General features: G+C 68.5%; 18 protein-coding genes. All 18 read right to left on the bottom strand.

What is annotated here, in order from left to right:
• Positions 1–19: 19 nt before the first annotated feature.
• Positions 20–1,054 carry a hypothetical protein gene (locus ACFYXS_RS02900; protein WP_389243080.1) on the bottom strand — a complete coding sequence of 345 codons (1,035 nt, stop codon included), beginning with the start codon at positions 1,052–1,054 and terminating at the stop codon, positions 20–22.
• Positions 1,055–1,072: 18 nt separating this feature from the next.
• A complete protein-coding gene (locus ACFYXS_RS02895) occupies positions 1,073–2,245 on the bottom strand; it encodes a siphovirus ReqiPepy6 Gp37-like family protein (RefSeq protein WP_389243078.1) in 1,173 nt (390 codons plus the stop codon).
• 9 nt (positions 2,246–2,254) lie between these two features.
• Positions 2,255–3,190: a phage distal tail protein gene (locus ACFYXS_RS02890; protein ID WP_389243076.1), complete on the bottom strand. Its 936-nt coding sequence runs from the start codon at positions 3,188–3,190 to the stop codon at positions 2,255–2,257.
• A 21-nt stretch (positions 3,191–3,211) separates the two neighbouring features.
• Positions 3,212–7,600 (bottom strand): hypothetical protein, encoded by a 4,389-nt coding sequence (locus ACFYXS_RS02885; protein WP_389243074.1) that lies wholly within the window; start codon positions 7,598–7,600, stop codon positions 3,212–3,214.
• An 11-nt stretch (positions 7,601–7,611) separates the two neighbouring features.
• Entirely contained in the window at positions 7,612–8,007 is a 396-nt protein-coding gene (locus ACFYXS_RS02880; RefSeq protein ID WP_389243072.1) for a hypothetical protein, read from the bottom strand.
• Between the two features lie 98 nt (positions 8,008–8,105).
• Positions 8,106–8,507, bottom strand: a complete 402-nt coding sequence (locus ACFYXS_RS02875) for a hypothetical protein (RefSeq protein ID WP_389243070.1) — start codon at positions 8,505–8,507, stop codon at positions 8,106–8,108.
• 93 nt (positions 8,508–8,600) lie between these two features.
• Positions 8,601–9,176, bottom strand: coding sequence for a hypothetical protein (locus ACFYXS_RS02870; protein ID WP_389243068.1), 576 nt, complete (start codon positions 9,174–9,176; stop codon positions 8,601–8,603).
• Positions 9,177–9,274: 98 nt separating this feature from the next.
• Positions 9,275–9,688 carry a hypothetical protein gene (locus tag ACFYXS_RS02865; protein WP_389243065.1) on the bottom strand — a complete coding sequence of 138 codons (414 nt, stop codon included), beginning with the start codon at positions 9,686–9,688 and terminating at the stop codon, positions 9,275–9,277.
• A gap of 9 nt (positions 9,689–9,697) precedes the next feature.
• Positions 9,698–9,934 (bottom strand): hypothetical protein, encoded by a 237-nt coding sequence (locus tag ACFYXS_RS02860; protein ID WP_389243063.1) that lies wholly within the window; start codon positions 9,932–9,934, stop codon positions 9,698–9,700.
• 4 nt (positions 9,935–9,938) lie between these two features.
• Positions 9,939–10,223 carry an HK97 gp10 family phage protein gene (locus ACFYXS_RS02855; protein WP_389243061.1) on the bottom strand — a complete coding sequence of 95 codons (285 nt, stop codon included), beginning with the start codon at positions 10,221–10,223 and terminating at the stop codon, positions 9,939–9,941.
• Positions 10,223–10,540: a hypothetical protein gene (locus ACFYXS_RS02850; RefSeq protein ID WP_389243059.1), complete on the bottom strand. Its 318-nt coding sequence runs from the start codon at positions 10,538–10,540 to the stop codon at positions 10,223–10,225. The genes ACFYXS_RS02855 and ACFYXS_RS02850 overlap by 1 nt, the downstream gene beginning before the upstream one ends.
• A 27-nt stretch (positions 10,541–10,567) precedes the next feature.
• Positions 10,568–10,957 carry a hypothetical protein gene (locus ACFYXS_RS02845; protein ID WP_389243057.1) on the bottom strand — a complete coding sequence of 130 codons (390 nt, stop codon included), beginning with the start codon at positions 10,955–10,957 and terminating at the stop codon, positions 10,568–10,570.
• Between the two features lie 11 nt (positions 10,958–10,968).
• Positions 10,969–11,304: a hypothetical protein gene (locus tag ACFYXS_RS02840; RefSeq protein WP_389243055.1), complete on the bottom strand. Its 336-nt coding sequence runs from the start codon at positions 11,302–11,304 to the stop codon at positions 10,969–10,971.
• A 15-nt stretch (positions 11,305–11,319) separates the two neighbouring features.
• Positions 11,320–11,622, bottom strand: a complete 303-nt coding sequence (locus tag ACFYXS_RS02835; protein ID WP_389243053.1) for a hypothetical protein — start codon at positions 11,620–11,622, stop codon at positions 11,320–11,322.
• A gap of 3 nt (positions 11,623–11,625) precedes the next feature.
• Positions 11,626–12,003, bottom strand: a complete 378-nt coding sequence (locus ACFYXS_RS02830) for a hypothetical protein (RefSeq protein WP_389243051.1) — start codon at positions 12,001–12,003, stop codon at positions 11,626–11,628.
• Positions 12,004–12,041: 38 nt separating this feature from the next.
• Positions 12,042–12,869 carry a P22 phage major capsid protein family protein gene (locus ACFYXS_RS02825; protein WP_389243049.1) on the bottom strand — a complete coding sequence of 276 codons (828 nt, stop codon included), beginning with the start codon at positions 12,867–12,869 and terminating at the stop codon, positions 12,042–12,044.
• A 114-nt stretch (positions 12,870–12,983) separates the two neighbouring features.
• Positions 12,984–13,694: a hypothetical protein gene (locus tag ACFYXS_RS02820; RefSeq protein WP_389243047.1), complete on the bottom strand. Its 711-nt coding sequence runs from the start codon at positions 13,692–13,694 to the stop codon at positions 12,984–12,986.
• A 75-nt stretch (positions 13,695–13,769) separates the two neighbouring features.
• Complete coding sequence (locus ACFYXS_RS02815) at positions 13,770–15,308, bottom strand: phage portal protein (RefSeq protein ID WP_389243045.1); 1,539 nt, start codon at positions 15,306–15,308, stop codon at positions 13,770–13,772.
• Positions 15,309–15,314 lie beyond the last annotated feature (6 nt).

Below are 15,314 nucleotides of genomic sequence, written 5' to 3'. Positions count from 1 at the left end.
TTCGTTGTGCGGGTCGGGGTCAGGCGATCTCGTACGAGCCGGTGATCGTGATCACGTCGCCCGTACGCAGGTTGAACGGCGCGTTGGTCCACACGTTCGTGGTGTTGATGTGGCCGAGGCCCGGCGTGGAGTCGACGGTGTTGGACAGCGGGAGCCGGATGCGCGAGATGCGGTTCGTGCCCTCGCTCGGGAAGACCATGGCGAGACCGAGCGCCGTGCCCTCGTTGTTGGCCGAGGTGATGTTCGTGTCGAACAGGTCCCGGGTGGAGCCCTGCGTCGCGAAGGGCAGGGTCACGCCGATCGGGAGATCGTCGTACGCGCCGGGATTGCCGCCGACCGTGAGCTGGATCTTGAGCCAGCAGATGTTCCCGGCCAGCATCTTGTACCGGCCGATGTTGCTGGTCCCGGTGCCCCAGTTGATCGTGGCGCCTGCCTGGTTGCTCCAGACCGGGGTGTACGGCTTGGCGGCCGGGTCCTCGGCCAGCCCCAGCAGTCGCCAGGCGGTGCCGTCGCCGACGTAGATCTTGTTGCCGTTGTCGACGTGGAACTGTCCCCGCACCGGAGGACGGCGGTACGTGGAGCTGCCGAAGACCACAGGACGGCCCAGGAACCACCGGACGTCCGTGACCCCCGCCGGGGGCACGACAGACGCTCCAGCGGCCACCGTGACCCGCGCGAGGGGCACCTCCCAGGTCCCGTTGAGGGTCTGGGTCAGCGTCGGGAAGGACGTGCCTCCGGTCTTGTACTTCACCGTGGTGGAATCCGCGGAGGGGTCCCGCCGGAGGACGATCAGGTCGTTGCGGGCCGAGGCCCCACCGGAGTTCGTGGGGACGCTGACGTTCAGCGCCGCGCTGTTCTGGTAGTAGGTCCCCTGGACCCACGCCTCACCGGCCGCGACGGAGACCGTGGAGGCGTTGGAGGCCGTGACCTTCAGCTCCGTGCCCGTCTCGCTGGTGGCGAAGACGCCGTCCACCTGTGCCATGCGGAAGTAACTGGACCATCCGTCCTCGTTGGGGACGGGCGACGAACCGAAGGGGAAGCTGCTCTCCGCCATCGGGATCTCCTTCGGAGGTCAGGACGGCTTGCGCGTTTCCGCGCGCCTCATCCGGTTGAAGAGTTGCTTGAAGTACGCCGTGTACGCGGCGTCGGGGTCGTTCTTGTCGGTGGCGTCCGGGGACCCGATAGCCGCCTTGGCGACGTAGCCGTCCTGGGCGCTGAACCCGATCTCGACCTCGCGGACCACGTCGGAGAGGAAGTCGTCCCGGACCTGGCACGAGACCTTGTCGCCGACCGTGTAGTCCCGCCCGAACTGGAGGAACGGGGTGTCGATCGGGGTGATCGAGAGCGCGACCTGAGCCGCTCCGGCGGTCAGCGCTTCGTCGGCCGCCTGGTCCATCTGGGCATCCCGGTCCGCCACGGTGCTGTCGACGTCGGTCTTGTCCACGAACTGCTCGATCCACGGCCCGGGGAAGGCAGGGTCCGCGCGGGTGTAGTCCTTCACCACGCGGGCGGTGGTCTCGCCTCCGGCCACCACGATGGCCTTGGTGCAGGTCGGGGCGGTGACGGAGTAGGAGGCGCTGGTGAGATTGCCCAGCGCGAAGGAGAACTTGGCGGTGGCCGAGAGGTCGGCCGGCTCGTAGACCTGGAACTGGAGGTTGCTGCCGACCTGGACGATCCGGAAGCCCAGTCCCGCCGTCTTGCCGATGTCCTGGAGGACGGTCAGGAGGTTGTCGAACTGGTTGACCTGCTTGGTGATGGTCGGCCCGTGGAGGCCGTCAGAGGCCAGGGTCAGGTTCGAGATCTTCCGGGCCGCCTGGGCGCCAGGGCCGATGTTCAGGTTCACCAGGGCCCGCATGGCCGTTTCGGCCACCACGGCGGAGATCTTGTACACCGGGTCGGTCTGGGCGTTGGCCGCTGCCGTGGGCTTCGGCCAGCAGGCGGTCCCCGCCAGGAGGGCCATGTCGTCGACCCCGTTGACCGTCAGGGTCCCGCGTCCCTGTCCGGAGTCCCAGTTGGGCTCCCGGATCGGGCCGGACATCAGCACCTTGGAGCCCCGCCGGATCACCAGGCCGTTGCCGGGGAGCAGCAAGGCCGCCTTGGCGGAGTCCGCCGCGATGCTGAGCACGAAGGTCCCGACGTCATTGAAGCGGGGCTTCAGCGTCAGCGAGGTGAAGTCGCTGACGACTCCGAGGAGGTTCAGGCTCTGGTCCCGGACCTGGACGGTCACAGCGTCGGGGAACGGCATCTCCACCCCCTACGCGGTCAAGAAGCGGGGCTGGTAGTCGACCTGGACCACGGTCGCGCTCGTGGTGCCGACCAGGGTCAGGGAGACGGCGTTCTCTCCGGGCTCCAGGGCCCACAGGTCGGGTGCCGTACCCAGGTGGCTCCACCAGTTCGTGGAGCCGTTCAGGACGGCCGTCTGGAGCCGTTCGCGGCAGTCGACGACCAGGACGTCCGAGGAGCCGAGAGAGGCCGTCACGGAGAAGCTCAGGCCCGTCGTGGTGTTGCTGATGACCGCCGACGTCGCGGGGCCGTGGATCGTCCAGATCGGGAAGCTCCGGGCGTCGCCGGGGTTCTCGATCGTGGTCGCTCCGAGGACCTGGGAGTCCTGGACCTCCACCGGGAACGACACCGGGAAGAAGTCCCCGCTTGCCCCGGTGGAGAACGTCCGCATGACGTGATCTCCCAGCCAGTACGGGCTGGGGCAGGAGAAGTTCAGGCCCATGACCTGCCAGTGCAGGCCGGAGGACTCCTTGCCGAAGTCGCCCTCCAGGCCCGAGACGTAATACGCCTCGATCGACCGCGAGGTGCCATCGGCCTCCGCGACGGTCAGCATCCCGAGGCCCAGGGAGGGGTTCAGGCTCGCCCCGAAGGACCGCTTGCGGGCCAGGAAGCTGGACCGGTCGGGCCCGAAGACCCCGATGGGCAGGAAGATCGCCCGCGCCTGAGCCCGTTGGCCCCGCAGGGCGTTGCCGTCGATCTGCGGGGACTCATCGGTGTAGAAGTCGAAGGCGGGCAAGTCCAGGCCCTGGATGCCGGGCTGGAGGAGCCAGCCGTTCTCCCAGTCGGACAGGAGCGTCGTACGCCCCCGTCGGTCCGTCCAGGAGAGGCTGGGCACCTCCAGAGGGCCCAGGGGCGGGGGATTGTTCCCGACCGGCAGAGTCCCGGAGGGGGGTACGAAGATGGGCATGTCTACCCCTCCGGGTCCCGGTCAGAAGGTGATCCGTGCTCGGTTCAGCGCGCGGTACTTGGCCAAGCTGCTGTTCATCGCCTGCTCGGTCGGCTGATCCGTGACGTTGTTGACGAAGGTGACGCTCTGGACTCGCTCCTCGGGAGCGGCCGGACTGGCCTGGACTCCTGCACGAGCGGCAGCGGCCATGCGCATCGACTCCTGGTGCGAGAAGACCTGAGCCGGCCGCTTGAAACGGACCAGCTCCGGGCCGTCCTCGCCCACCCATGCGGTCTCGCCCGCACGGGGGAAGCCGCCCTTGGCGTATCCGCCCGCCCGGTCGTAAGCCCGGGAGAGCGAGCCGTACGCCCCGAGGGCGTAGCGCATCGAGCTGTAGACGTTGGCCAGCGGGTCCACCGAGACCCCGTACGAGAACGGCCCCTTGTTCTTGAGCGCGCCCGCGTAGGAGCGGAAGGTCGGGCCGATGACCTGCATCAGGCCGACCGACGGGTGGCCCGCGATCCAGTTGCTGTCCCAGCGGTTGACGATCGTCGGGTTGCCGCCGGATTCCTGCTGCATACGCCGGAGCGTGCTGCTGAGCAGGCTGGCCGGCTGTCCGACCATCTTCAGCGCCTGGAGCACCACGGAGGACCACTGCTTCACGCCCGCGCTGGGCTTGTACCCGGCGATGGACGCGGAGCCCGGGATCTCCCCGGCGGCCTCCTTGCCCTTGATGAAGTCGACCACCTTGGTGGCGAGCTGCACCGGCACGACCTTGACCATGTCGGCCCAGGTCGGGCTGCTCAGGTTCGGCACCTTCAGCGGGCCGAGCAGGGCCTTGAGGGCCTTCTCGGCGAGGTCGGCAAGGCCACCGCGGGCCCAGTCGACTCCCTTGCCGAGGAGGTCTCCGACCTTGTCCGTCACCGGGTTGTGCGTCAGCTTGTCCCAGGCGCTGCCGAGGATGCCGCCACCCCAGAACTGCTGGTGCGGGAGCCCCTGTGCGAGCAGTGCCCGGACACCCTCGACGCCGCCCTGACGGGCCGCCGCGTTCAGTGCGTGGATGCCGCCCGAGCCCACGGCCCGGGTGACCTCCGGCCGCATGATGGACTCGCCACCGGAGAGATCGAGCAGACCACCCGTCGGCGAGTAGAAGCGGTGGACGTCCCGGCCGGGGGTGTATCCCGGCAGGATGCCGCCCGTCGCGAAGCCCTTGGGGAGCTTCATCGGGCTGATCTCGCCGATGCCCGGGAGCTTGGCCGCCGTGGCGTTCCAGACCTTCCGGAGGCCGTTGTTGAAGACGGTCTCGACCAAGAACTTCACGGGCTTCTTGGCGATGTCCTGGAGCTTGTCCCAGGCGGTCCGGATGCCGTCGACCGCGCTCCGGAAGAAGCCGATGACGCGGTCCTTGAAGTCGCTGACCTTGCCCTCGACCGTCCTCCGCATGGAGGTGACCCGGTCGGAGACGCCGTTCCAGAGGCTGTTCCACCGGTCGGTGACCCAGCGCTTGCCCTGGTCGAACCAGTCCCTGACCTTCTTGATCAGGCCCGGGATTGTGACGACCGCGACCTTGTCGTACAGCCACTTGACCTTGTCGGCGATCCACTCGGTGACGTGCTTGACCCCGTCGATGAACGGCTGGAGCTTGCGCCCCATGTCCTTGACGAAGTCGATCAGGCCCTGGAGGGCCGGGACCACGATCTTCTTGATCGCCCAGGTGGCCAGCCGGACCAGCAGATCCACGAGCTGGAGGAGCGGCGGGAGCAGCGGCAGGACCGCCGGGAGCAGCGCGGTGATGAACTGCGTTGCCAGCAGCATGATTTGCGGCAGCAACGGGGCCAAGGCCAGCAGGATCTGACCAAGGGACTTGCCCACCTGGACCATGAGGTCCGCCCACATGGGCATGTAGGGGAGCAGCTCTTGGACGATCTTCAGGAACTGATCCGCGTACTGCGAGACCAGCTCCGTCAGGACCTCGCCCAGGCCCTCCAGGATCGGCGTCAGCGTCTTGCCCACCGTGTCGGCGAAGAGCGCGAAGACCGGGGCGAGCTTCTCGATCAGGTCGCCGATGATCTTGAAGATCGGACCCAGTGGCTTGAGCGCCGTGGCGATGAGCTGACCCAGCACCGGGAGGAGCGGGGAGATCGCCACCAGGATCTGGCCGATGGCGTCCGCGAGGATCACCAGGACCGGACCGAGCGCGTCAATCACGGGCTTCAGGGCGTCCCCGAGGGCCTTGACCAGTACCTCGACCGGGGGACCGAGCTTCTCGAAGATCTGCCCCACGAACTTCAGGGCCGTACCGAGCAGCGGGGCCACGGTCTTGGCCAGCGTGCCCATGACGCTGAACAGCGCCTTCAGGCCCGCCTGCACCTCGGGACTCGAAGTGATCTTCGAGATCTCCTCGGTGATGATCTTGAGCATCCCGATCGTGCCGCCGCCGGTGTCGGCACCGGCCATGAAGATGTCGCCCAGGATCGAGAAGACGTTCTTGCCGATGTCCATGAGGTCGCCCAGCAGGGAGACCGCCATGTCGATGGCCTTGGTCATGGCGCCCGACTCGAACGCCTTGCCCAGTCTGTCCGTCACCTTCGTGATGGCCCCGCCAAGCCCGGTGGTGATCTTCTGGAAGGCGGGCTGGGCCGCTACGGCGATCTGGCCGAAGGCGGTGACGATCTGTCCCGGCGCCTTCTGGAGCGGCTTCAGGGACTGTGTGGCCCCGTCCAGGATCTTCTTGAGCATCCCGGTCTTCGCGAGGTTGTCGACGGCCTCCAGGGCGCTCTTGCCCATCCGGTTGAGGACGCCTGCTGTGCCCTCCAGGCCACCCCGCAGGATCGGGATGACCCGGGAGCCGACATCACTGAGCCGGCCGCCGATCCCCGAGAACAGACGGTCCTGGACACCGAGCTGCATGCCGTCCCAGGCGGGCTTGAGGCCCTTGACCGCGTTAACGAATCCCTGGGCGTTCGGGCTGAGCTTGGAGAAGTTCTCCGAGAGCTTGGCCGTCTGGGCCGCAGAGGCCGCCTGAGCGTCAGCGAGGGCCCGTGAGGCGTCCGCCACGGACCGCTTGGCATCAGCGACCCGACGGGCTCCCTCGACCTGTGCTGAGGTCACCGCGGCCTCGGCATCCTCCACGGCCCGCCGCTTGTCGGCGACGTTCTGATCCGCCTTGGCGAGCCGCTCCTTGGCCGAGCGGACCTGGTCGGTCCCCTCGATCCCAGCCTTGTTGGCCTTCTTGGTGTCCTTTTCGAGGCGCTGGGTCTCGACCTGCTGTTCCTTCAGGCCCTGGTTGGCCTGGTCGAGCCGGAGCTTCGCCTCCTGGCGGTCCAGCTCGCTGGCCTTCGGGTTGGCCAGAGTCTTGTTCAGGTCCTCCTGGGCCTCCTTGACCCGGAGGATCGCCTCCTCCTCATCGAGCTTGGCGCCCGAGAGCTGGAGGTTCATGTCCTGGAGGGCCCGGCGGCCGTCCTCGTACGCCTGGGTCAGGTCCTGCTGGGCCTGCTTGGCGTCCTTCTGGGCGTCGGTCAGGTCCCGTTGGGCATTCGCCACGGCTTCCTGGGCCTGAGCGACCTGCTCGGCCGCCTGCTTCTGGGCATCTCCGACGGCCCGCTCAGCATCTGCCAGACCCCGCCGGGCCTGCTCGACCTGACGGGTCCCTGAAGCCGCTCCAGAGGCCCCTGAGGACGCCGAACCGAACGCCTCCTTGAAGGCGTCCCCGAGCCCGGCCGTGCCCAGCTTGATGGCCCCGAAGGCCGAGCCGAGCATGGCGACGGCGGGGAGCGCGAGGGCAGCAGCCGGAGCGATGGCCGCGACGACGCTGACAAGGGAGCCGACCACCGGAGCGACGGACCCCAGCATGGCGACCTTGGAGGCCAGGCCCGCCACGGCACCACCGGCCGAACCAGCCGCTCCCGTGATCCGGGAGATCAGCGAGGACGCCTGGGCGGCCTGGGAGCCGTTGACGTTCGTGTGGATCGTCGCGGAGCGGTTCCGGGCCAGTTCGGCCAGGTGGGCCGCTGCTGCCGTGGTGTCCGCGTCGGCATTGATGATGACCGTGCGGGTCCGCGTCAGGACGTCCAGATCGGCCGTCACGGCCCTGTAGGCGTTCCGGTCGATGACGGGGCGGATGGTGACGTCCCGCAGGCTGTTCATGCCCCGCAGTTCGACGTCCAGCGCGTCCCGGATCGCCTCGCCGTACCGCCTGCCGATGACACGGCCCTTGGAGGTGGCGGACGCCTCCGCAGCATCCATGGAACGGCGGAGGGCTTCGTCGACCCCCGAGAAGTCGAGAGCCCGGACCAGGGACTGGGACAGGGTCTTGCCCAGATCCCGGCCCAGACGATCCACACCGGGGGTCAGGGCCGCGTCGGCCCGAGGGATGAAGTCCGAGACGTCCGGGACGATCGAAGCGACGACAGATCCAACGACGGTGGACATCGCACCTCGATTCAGTTGTCCGGCCCGGCGGCCGGCTCAGGGGCCAGCGGGTTCCGGGGCCTGTTCGCAATCCGCTCGTGGAGCAGGCGCTCCATATCGGGGTCCGGCGGGGGAGGCCGGGTCGCCTGGAGATAGGTCCTCATGAGCCTGTCGAGCGCCTCGTCCGCCTCGATCTGGGCCAGGGAGCGCAGGTCCGGCAGCGGCCAAGGGGAGGACCGGGGCGGCCTGCCCTGCAAGTGGGAGGCCCAGAGGATCTGGATCATCTGCTGCATCAGGCTCAGCGAGCTGGCCTGCATGTAATCGCGCTCGGTCCACCGCCGACGGGCCAGGTCGTTGGACTGGGCGGCCATCGTCATGGAGTCGGATGGCAGCGCGAGGACGAACTCCCACAGCTCCAGCCAGGACATGGTCCCGGTGCCGGAGTCGTTGCGGTGGAACTCGTTGAGGGACCGCCCCGGGAAGTACCGGGCGATGTCCGCTCGCAGGTCGGAGGGGTGCTCCTCGATCAGTTCGAGGAGCTGCCGGACTTTCCCTCGTCCATGCCGCCCTCGTCCTCGCTCGTGATCAGCTCCATGATGTCCTGGAAGTCGCCGACGGTCAGGGTCGTGGCGAGCTGGTCGAAGAGCGCCTTGTCGTTGGCCGTCTGGCGGAGGACGGCGACGGTGCGCTCGATGCCGGACATCGCCTGGTCGTCGTCGACCGTGCCGTCCTCCTTGACGAGCGCACGGAGGCTGGTGAGCTGCTTCATCAGCGGCAGCGGCCACCAGGTCTGGCGCAGGAGCCGGACCACCTGCTCGTCGCCCTGCTCGTCCTCGAACTCGATCTCGACGTACTTGTCGCCCTCGGCCTCCAGACGCTGGGCGCGGATGGTCTCCAGCTTGAGGCGCTTGCGGTTCGGCTTGCTCATGGTCTTGCTCCTGCTCTCGCGGGTCTTCGCGGGTCGAGCACTGGTCGGGGCGCAGACCCGCGAAAAGGTCGCCCCGACCAGTGGTCAGAGGGATCAGGCCGGAAGGGCGACCTGTCCGAACATGCGGGTGATGGAGGAACCGCCGCTCGCGGCCGACAGCGTGGAGAACGTCAGGTCGAAGCCCGAGATCGAGTCGGTCTTGTACGGGCGGTCGCCCTTCTGGGAGACCTCGGCACGGGCGATGACGAAGCGGGTCGGCCGGGCCTTCTGGTCGATCATGTCCATCCCGATCGCGTAGTACTGCGGCTCGGGGGTCTGCGGGTCGTTGAAGGCCAGGAACTGGGTCCCGCCGCTGCCCGAAGAGGTCATGTCGGCGATGTCCACGGAGTAGTACAACGCCAACGTCCAGGCGTTGGTCTGCTCCAGGTTGATCTTGAACTGGGTCGCCCGACTGGTGACGATGGTGAGCACGGGCTCGGTCTCGCCCCACGCCTCGAAGGTCTGCCGGTTCTCGTTGAGGGTCTCGGTCAGACCGTCCTGGGTGCCGTACCCGAGGTCCACCCAGCCGGTGCCCCACGGGCTGTACGGGTCGGTGGGAGCGGTGGTGCCGACGGGGGCGACGACGAACGCGCCCTTGGTGGCAACCCTCAGCTCATTGCTGTCAGACATGAAGTCTCCTGAAGGTGAGTTCGCCTGGACGAAGATGGGCATCGCCCCTCCGTGCGGGCTGGAAGTGGAGCCTGGAGGGGCCCAGGCGAATTCGCGGGTCAGGCGGGTTGGACCCGGAGGCCGGCTGTGTAGCCGATGCGCGTGACCTCGGTGTTGGGCTCCTCGGGCCGGATGGTCGGCCCGATCTCCTCCCAGGTCCGCAGGACGGTGCCGTCGTCCCGGGTGGTGCCCTGCATGTCCTCGATCGCGGCCCGGAGCAGCGCCATGGCGTCGGTCGCCTCCACGCGGGAGGGCGCGAAAACATCCAGGGAGATGCGGGCGTCGTCGAACTGCCGTCGGCCGCCGAAGGACTCGCCGGTACGTGCACCACCGATGCGGGCGACCCAGACGAACGGCAGGGCGTCCGTGAAGTCCTGACCGCCAGGCCGCTTCGTGGCGGCCTGGTAGCCGAGGACGTCCAGGATCTGGTTGATGACCATCGTCTCGACGTCCGGGAAGACCAGAGCGGTCACCGCGGCCTCCTACTCGGTCGCCGGGGCGTCCTGGGTCTCGGCCTTGCGGGAGCGCTTGGTGGGCTCTGGAGCGGCCTGTACGGGCTCGACGACCTCGGGGAGGCGCCCGAGCCTCAGGACGGGCTCAGCGCCCTCCAGGTGGCCGATCCCGGCCCTCACGAGGTCCTTGACGGCCTCGTCCGGGACGTCCACGACGTCGCCGGGCTGTTGGCCCTGGTAGGCGAAGGCGAGCTTGAGCTTGGCCATGGGATCAGTCCCTTGCTGCATCGAGTGCGGTGGCGATGGTGTGGTGGGCGGGTCGGTTCCCGTCACCGAGTTCGAGCGCCTCCGCGTAATCGACGTCGGAGACCACGAGGACCTCCCCGTCGGGCCCGTCCTCGGCATGGATGGAGTCCCGGTAGCGCCCCGTCTGCACGGGAGCGGTCGACCGAGCGGCCTGCACCACGCGGCCGGCTCGCTCGTGAAGGTCTCGCTGGACGAAGTCCTCGTGGACGAGGGCCTCGATCGCGACCTTGTCCGGCTTGAAGGCGCCCATCAGCCCGTCACCAGCCGCAGCACGACCCGGATGTGGTCGAGCTGGGCGAGAGGCCCGGCTCCACGCTGGACCTGGGGCTTGCCCTGGACCTTGTACTCGATGCCGTCGACCTCGGCCCGGTCGACCGCCGTGACAACGGCCTCGGGCGGGAGGAAGACCTCCAGGTCCGTGCTGATCTGGTCGCTCTGCTGCTCGCTCTCGGAGGAGCTGAGCTGCTGCACGCGACCTCGGTAGGTCGTTCGCTCGGCGAAGGGCCAGTTGGGGACCAGGTTGTTCTGGCGGTCCCTCGTGGCATCGGGCCGGGTCAGGATCGTCACGTCGTCAGTGGGGAGGAGCAGCACGGCTCACCCCCACACGATCGGGAAGACGGGCAGGAGCCCCTTCACCTGGAGCAGGTCCAGCAGGTCCTGGGAGACCCGAGGCGTTCCGGGACCGACGACCGACAGGGCCCGGGTGATGGTCTGGTTGCCCAGCGACATCTGGGAGACGTTGGCGTTGGCCCCCGTCTCATCCCCGAGAGCAGCGATGTACTGGGCCTGGATGCAGACGGCCTCCCGGAAGACCGCCGCGAGCGCGGGGTCCGTGGGGAGGCCGTCGGAGTCGGTCTTGTACACCGCTCCCGTGAGGATCTGGTCGAGCTTTGTGGAGGCCCGGCTCAGCAGTCGGGCCGCATTCGCCGGGACCGGATCGGGGTCCAGGTACTCCGTGAACTCCTCGACCGTGGCGTACGCCATGACGCCTCCCGTCAGAGAGTCAGGCAGGCGACCGTGACGCTCGTGACCGACGACAGGTCGACGAACACGTTGTCCTTGCCGTCCGGCTGGTCGTAGGCGTCCGAGAACGGCCCGAAGAACTTGTCCGCACCGGCGGCCACCGTGGCGGTGGGAGCGGTGACGGCCTGACCCTCGACCGTGGCCCCGATCTTCAGGGTCACGGTGACCGAGGCGCCCGAGGCGTTCTTGACGTGCAGGAGCTGCTTGCCGCTGTTCTTGAACGAGACGCCCGCCGCGTCCGGGGTGACGTAGGTCGGGGCGAGGCCCGTGGTGGCGAACCTCTGGGGAGTGAGCGCGGTACGCGCCATGGTGGTCCTCCTGGACTACTCGGCGCCGTGGTAGCGCTCGATCAGGGCCTCCCGCGTGGCCTCTTCGGCCTCCTGCGGGTCGAGCCCCTGGTGGACTGCCCAGGCCACCCAGTCGGCCTTCGAGGAGCCCTTGTTGGGCTTCTTCGGGACCTCGTGGGTGACGTCGGGCTGGTCGGCCGGCTCAGTGAGCGGCGACCCGTCGGGGTTGACCCGGACGAGCCGCCCCTCCTTCTCGTCCCGGGCGTGCTGCTCACGGAGCGGGAGGTCCATCTCCCACACGTGGCCGCCCTCACCGAGGAAGAACGCGGTCTCGGCCATCGCTCAGATCCCCCGGGGGACCTTGAAGACGGTGATGGTCCCGGCGTGGCTCGGCTCGATGTCGATGTTGAGCTTGCCGCCCGCCTGCTGGAAGCGGGAGCTGGACAGCGGCCCGATCCAGGTCACACCGGTGTTGGCCGCGACGGAGGCGGTCAGGTCGCCCTGGCCACCACGCCACGCCGGAGGGTTGGAGCCGCCCGCCTTGATGGTCACGGTGTGGGCCGAGGAGTGGGTGTTGGTCACCCGGATGACCAGCTCCTCGGCGTGGACCGAGGCGAGGCTGATCTCGTGGTCGTTGGTGGCGTCCAGCGCGGTCCCGGCCGGGTCGGCCAGGGAGCCGTTGCCCACCAGGTTGGAGAAGGGCACGTTGGTGCGGGCCATGGTGATTACCTCTCAGAGGGTTCGGTGACGGTGGGCTGTCAGACCCGGGAGGCGGTCAGGACGGCCAGAGCGTCCGGGCGGATGACCTTGGCGCCGTAGAGGTGCAGGCCACGCACCGCCGACGCGAAGGTGGTCTCCAGGCGGAGGGTCTCCATCTCGGTGACCTGGTCCACGAAGGAGATGGCGCCGTTGACGCCCGCCGTGACGGCGTAGTTGTTCGCGCTGATGATCGGGACGGCGTTGCTCAGCAGGATGTTGAACCCGGCGGCGCGTCCGACCTGGCCGTTGAGCAGAGGCTCGGTCGAGCCGGACTTCTCCGCGTTGATGAAGTTCGGGCTCTTGAGCAGCAGGCCGTGGTACCAGGGCGGGACCACGGTGTACCGGCCGTTGGTCTCCACGTTGGCCTCGTCCAGCTTGACCTTGAGGTCGACCAGGGCGTTGTACGCGGCGTCGCCCGAGGTGATCGAAGTCGAGCTGATGACGTTCGCGGACTGGGCCTGGGTGTACATCCCGGCCACGAAGGTGTCGACCTTCTCCGCCATCTTCCAGGAGGCGGCGTCGGTGCGCTTGGCCATCTCGTCGCCCGCCTGGGCCTTGTCGACGTCGTCCACCTTGAAGGCGAAGTAGTCGCTCTGGTCGACCTTGAGGGCCATCTCGGCGTCGGCCAGGTCCTCGTACGTGATGGTGTCGCCGGTGTTGTAGGTCCGGACGGTGACGTCACCGAGCATCTTGATGTGCACGGTGTCACCGAGCTTCTTGATCTCGCCCTCGTAGTCGTGGTTCACGATCTGCGGGCCCGCGTAGACGAGCGCCTTGCGGAGGGAGACGAGGGCCTGGGCGGACCAGACCTCGGGCTTGAAAACCACGGTGATCTCCTAGTGGTCTCAGAGGGTATGGACGCGGCCTTGTGCACCTCGTGCGTCAGCCGGGGAATGACGAGGCCGTGTCCGCGAGGTCCGCTCGGGCCTGCGCGCGTCTCGTCAGGAGTTGAGGTAGTCCTTCAGGAGGCCGTCCTCGCGGGCCTTGACCAGCGCCTCGGGGGAGAGCGCCTTGACCTCGGCAGCGGTGAGCTGGCGCTTGCCGGGGCTCCCGTTGTTCATGTCGAAGCCGCCCTTGCCGGGCACCGGGGGAGCCGTCTGGGCCTTCAGCCGCGGGTTGCCCTCGACGGCCTTCTTGATGGCCGCCTCGACGTTCGCGGCGAAGGTGTCGGCCGAGGGGTCGAGCTTGCCGATGGCCTTGGAGAAGGAGGCGGAGTCGAGCAGCGCCTCAGCGTCGCCACCGTGCTTCCCGGCGGTCTGGAAGACCGCGAGCTTCACCGTGGCTTCTCGGGCCGTCTTGTCGCTCTCCTGGGCCTTCTGGGCGATCTGCTCGGGGGTGAGCTGCTTCTCCTCGCCACCACCGAAGAGCTTCGTGAAGTTGTCCATGAAGCCGGAGAACTTGGTCTCCATCTCGGTGCGCTTGGTGCGCTCCTGCTCCACCTCGGTGCGCAGGTTCTCGACCAGGCGCGCGGCCTTGGCGGGGTCGAACTCGCCCTCGAACTTGGGGGCCTTACCGGTGCCGCCGTCACCCTGACCTCCTGAGCCGGCCGGAGGGCCTGCCGGGGGCTGCTGCGGGTTCTGGGTCTCCGGGGCCTTGCCCGGGTCTCCTGCGCCCTGCTGCGGGTTCTGCTGCGGCTCGGTGGGGGTGCTCATGACGTCGTCCTCCTTGTGACGCTCGCCGAAGAGCCCGGCCACGCCTTGGCGACCGGGCTTCAGGGGTTGCGGGGGTTACTGCGGAGCAGGGGGCTCGAAGGCGGGCCTTGCCGCCGGGAGGGATGCCTGCTCTTCGGCCTGAATGGCCGTGATCTCCTCGTCCACCTGCTTCTTGGTCCAGGTGGGATGGAGCGTCTGCACGCGGAGGCGGAGGCTCATGGCCTTGGCCGAGACGAGGATCGTCAGCGTCTCCGCGAGGTCCTTCAGGGACGGCTGGACGGCGTCGGGGAACGCCACGTCGATCCCGGCCTCCGGGGCCGATGCGTGGCCGAATACCTCGCGGTCGATGCCCAGGAGGGCCTGGAAGAGGCTCTGGAGGGCCGGACGCCAGTACAGGATCTTCTGGTCCCGCGTGTTGAGGCTCTGCTCCTTGCGGGCCTGGGTCTCGTACGCGGTCTGGTCGGGGCCCTCGCCCTTGATGCCGAAGCTCTGCACCGAGTAGCCCGCGCTACGGACGATGTCCTCGAACAGCGCACTGAGCGCGGTCAGGTGCTCGTCGACCGCCAGGGTGAACTGGGAGACCGTGATGTCGGCTTCGAGGCCCATCACGCCCACGTAGACCTCGCGGTCCAGGTTGACCCGGGCGCCCTGTCCGGGGCCGTCGGTCTCCAACATCGCCTGGGGCACGTGGATGCGGGGCTTTTTGAGCCGAAGCTCGCGCTGGAGGCCCGTGTGCCATTCGTCGTACTCGTCCATGAGCCCTTCGAGCCCGGCGATGTCCGGGCGCCCCAGGTTCGCGGCGCACCGGATGCCGTACCAGCACCGGTTGGGCTTGACGTTCGGCACGTAGGCGGCCGTCATCCAGGGGATGTTCGTGAGGATGACGCCCTGCTCGCCGTGCAGCTCCGCGAGGTGCGCCGTGCCCTCGAAGGCGGACAGCGGGATGCGGTCGCCCAGCTCGGTGGGGGAGCCCTCGTACAGGCCGTAGGAGATCGAGCCGACCTCGTGGCACTCCAGGAGCCGGATGGTGGAGTCGTCGTCCTGGTGGAGCACGGTCCAGAAGGTCACGCCCGTGAGGCGGTCCCAGGACCAGGTGGGGACGGCGTTCTCCGGCCGTTCCGGGAAGAGCCAGGGACGGTCCGAGGCCGAGTTGTCCCAGACGACCTTCAGGTAGACGCCACCAAGGGCCGCACACAGTTCCGCGGCCTGCCGGAGGGACGCGTGCATGCCGTCCGTCTGGAAGGCGTCCAGCTCCTTCTGGGTGGCGCTGTCCGTCGCGGTGAACTTGGGCATCTCGCCAAAGAGCAGGTTGGCGCTCAGCTCGGCGATGTCGGCGGCCACCGGGGCGTGGAGCTTGGTCCGCAGGGTCCCGGGCTCCAGCGGGGAGCCCCAGAAGGTCCTGGCCACCGTGCTGGGGCCCGAGGCACCGTACGCCTTGTCGCTCGCGAAGAACGTCTGGGCCGTCGGTGTCGTGGCTGAGCCGGCCGAGCTGTAGACCGACGTCAGCGCGTCCGGGTCCCCGCTGTACCAGGCATTCCACTCGGTGAGCTTGCGGGCCACCGGGTCCAGCTCGGGCGGGGGCCAGAGGATCTTTCCACCAGCAGGCAGAGGCATCCGGGG

The organism is Streptomyces sp. NPDC002574, assembly GCF_042889545.1.
Taxonomy (GTDB): Bacteria; Actinomycetota; Actinomycetes; order Streptomycetales; family Streptomycetaceae; genus Actinacidiphila.
Note: the sequence above shows the minus strand (reverse complement) of the source record. Positions and strands in the feature narration are given on the sequence as shown.

What these genes read in the sequence shown, in the direction of transcription:
- ACFYXS_RS02900 (WP_389243080.1), bottom strand. Translation starts at nt 1,054, where the DNA reads ATGGCGGAGAGCAGCTTCCCCTTCGGTTCGTCGCCCGTCCCCAACGAG.
- ACFYXS_RS02895 (WP_389243078.1), bottom strand. Translation starts at nt 2,245, where the DNA reads ATGCCGTTCCCCGACGCTGTGACCGTCCAGGTCCGGGACCAGAGCCTG.
- ACFYXS_RS02890 (WP_389243076.1), bottom strand. Translation starts at nt 3,190, where the DNA reads ATGCCCATCTTCGTACCCCCCTCCGGGACTCTGCCGGTCGGGAACAAT.
- ACFYXS_RS02885 (WP_389243074.1), bottom strand. Translation starts at nt 7,600, where the DNA reads ATGTCCACCGTCGTTGGATCTGTCGTCGCTTCGATCGTCCCGGACGTC.
- ACFYXS_RS02880 (WP_389243072.1), bottom strand. Translation starts at nt 8,007, where the DNA reads ATGTCCTGGCTGGAGCTGTGGGAGTTCGTCCTCGCGCTGCCATCCGAC.
- ACFYXS_RS02875 (WP_389243070.1), bottom strand. Translation starts at nt 8,507, where the DNA reads ATGAGCAAGCCGAACCGCAAGCGCCTCAAGCTGGAGACCATCCGCGCC.
- ACFYXS_RS02870 (WP_389243068.1), bottom strand. Translation starts at nt 9,176, where the DNA reads ATGTCTGACAGCAATGAGCTGAGGGTTGCCACCAAGGGCGCGTTCGTC.
- ACFYXS_RS02860 (WP_389243063.1), bottom strand. Translation starts at nt 9,934, where the DNA reads ATGGCCAAGCTCAAGCTCGCCTTCGCCTACCAGGGCCAACAGCCCGGC.
- ACFYXS_RS02855 (WP_389243061.1), bottom strand. Translation starts at nt 10,223, where the DNA reads ATGGGCGCCTTCAAGCCGGACAAGGTCGCGATCGAGGCCCTCGTCCAC.
- ACFYXS_RS02845 (WP_389243057.1), bottom strand. Translation starts at nt 10,957, where the DNA reads ATGGCGTACGCCACGGTCGAGGAGTTCACGGAGTACCTGGACCCCGAT.
- ACFYXS_RS02840 (WP_389243055.1), bottom strand. Translation starts at nt 11,304, where the DNA reads ATGGCGCGTACCGCGCTCACTCCCCAGAGGTTCGCCACCACGGGCCTC.
- ACFYXS_RS02835 (WP_389243053.1), bottom strand. Translation starts at nt 11,622, where the DNA reads ATGGCCGAGACCGCGTTCTTCCTCGGTGAGGGCGGCCACGTGTGGGAG.
- ACFYXS_RS02830 (WP_389243051.1), bottom strand. Translation starts at nt 12,003, where the DNA reads ATGGCCCGCACCAACGTGCCCTTCTCCAACCTGGTGGGCAACGGCTCC.
- ACFYXS_RS02820 (WP_389243047.1), bottom strand. Translation starts at nt 13,694, where the DNA reads ATGAGCACCCCCACCGAGCCGCAGCAGAACCCGCAGCAGGGCGCAGGA.
- ACFYXS_RS02815 (WP_389243045.1), bottom strand. Translation starts at nt 15,308, where the DNA reads ATGCCTCTGCCTGCTGGTGGAAAGATCCTCTGGCCCCCGCCCGAGCTG.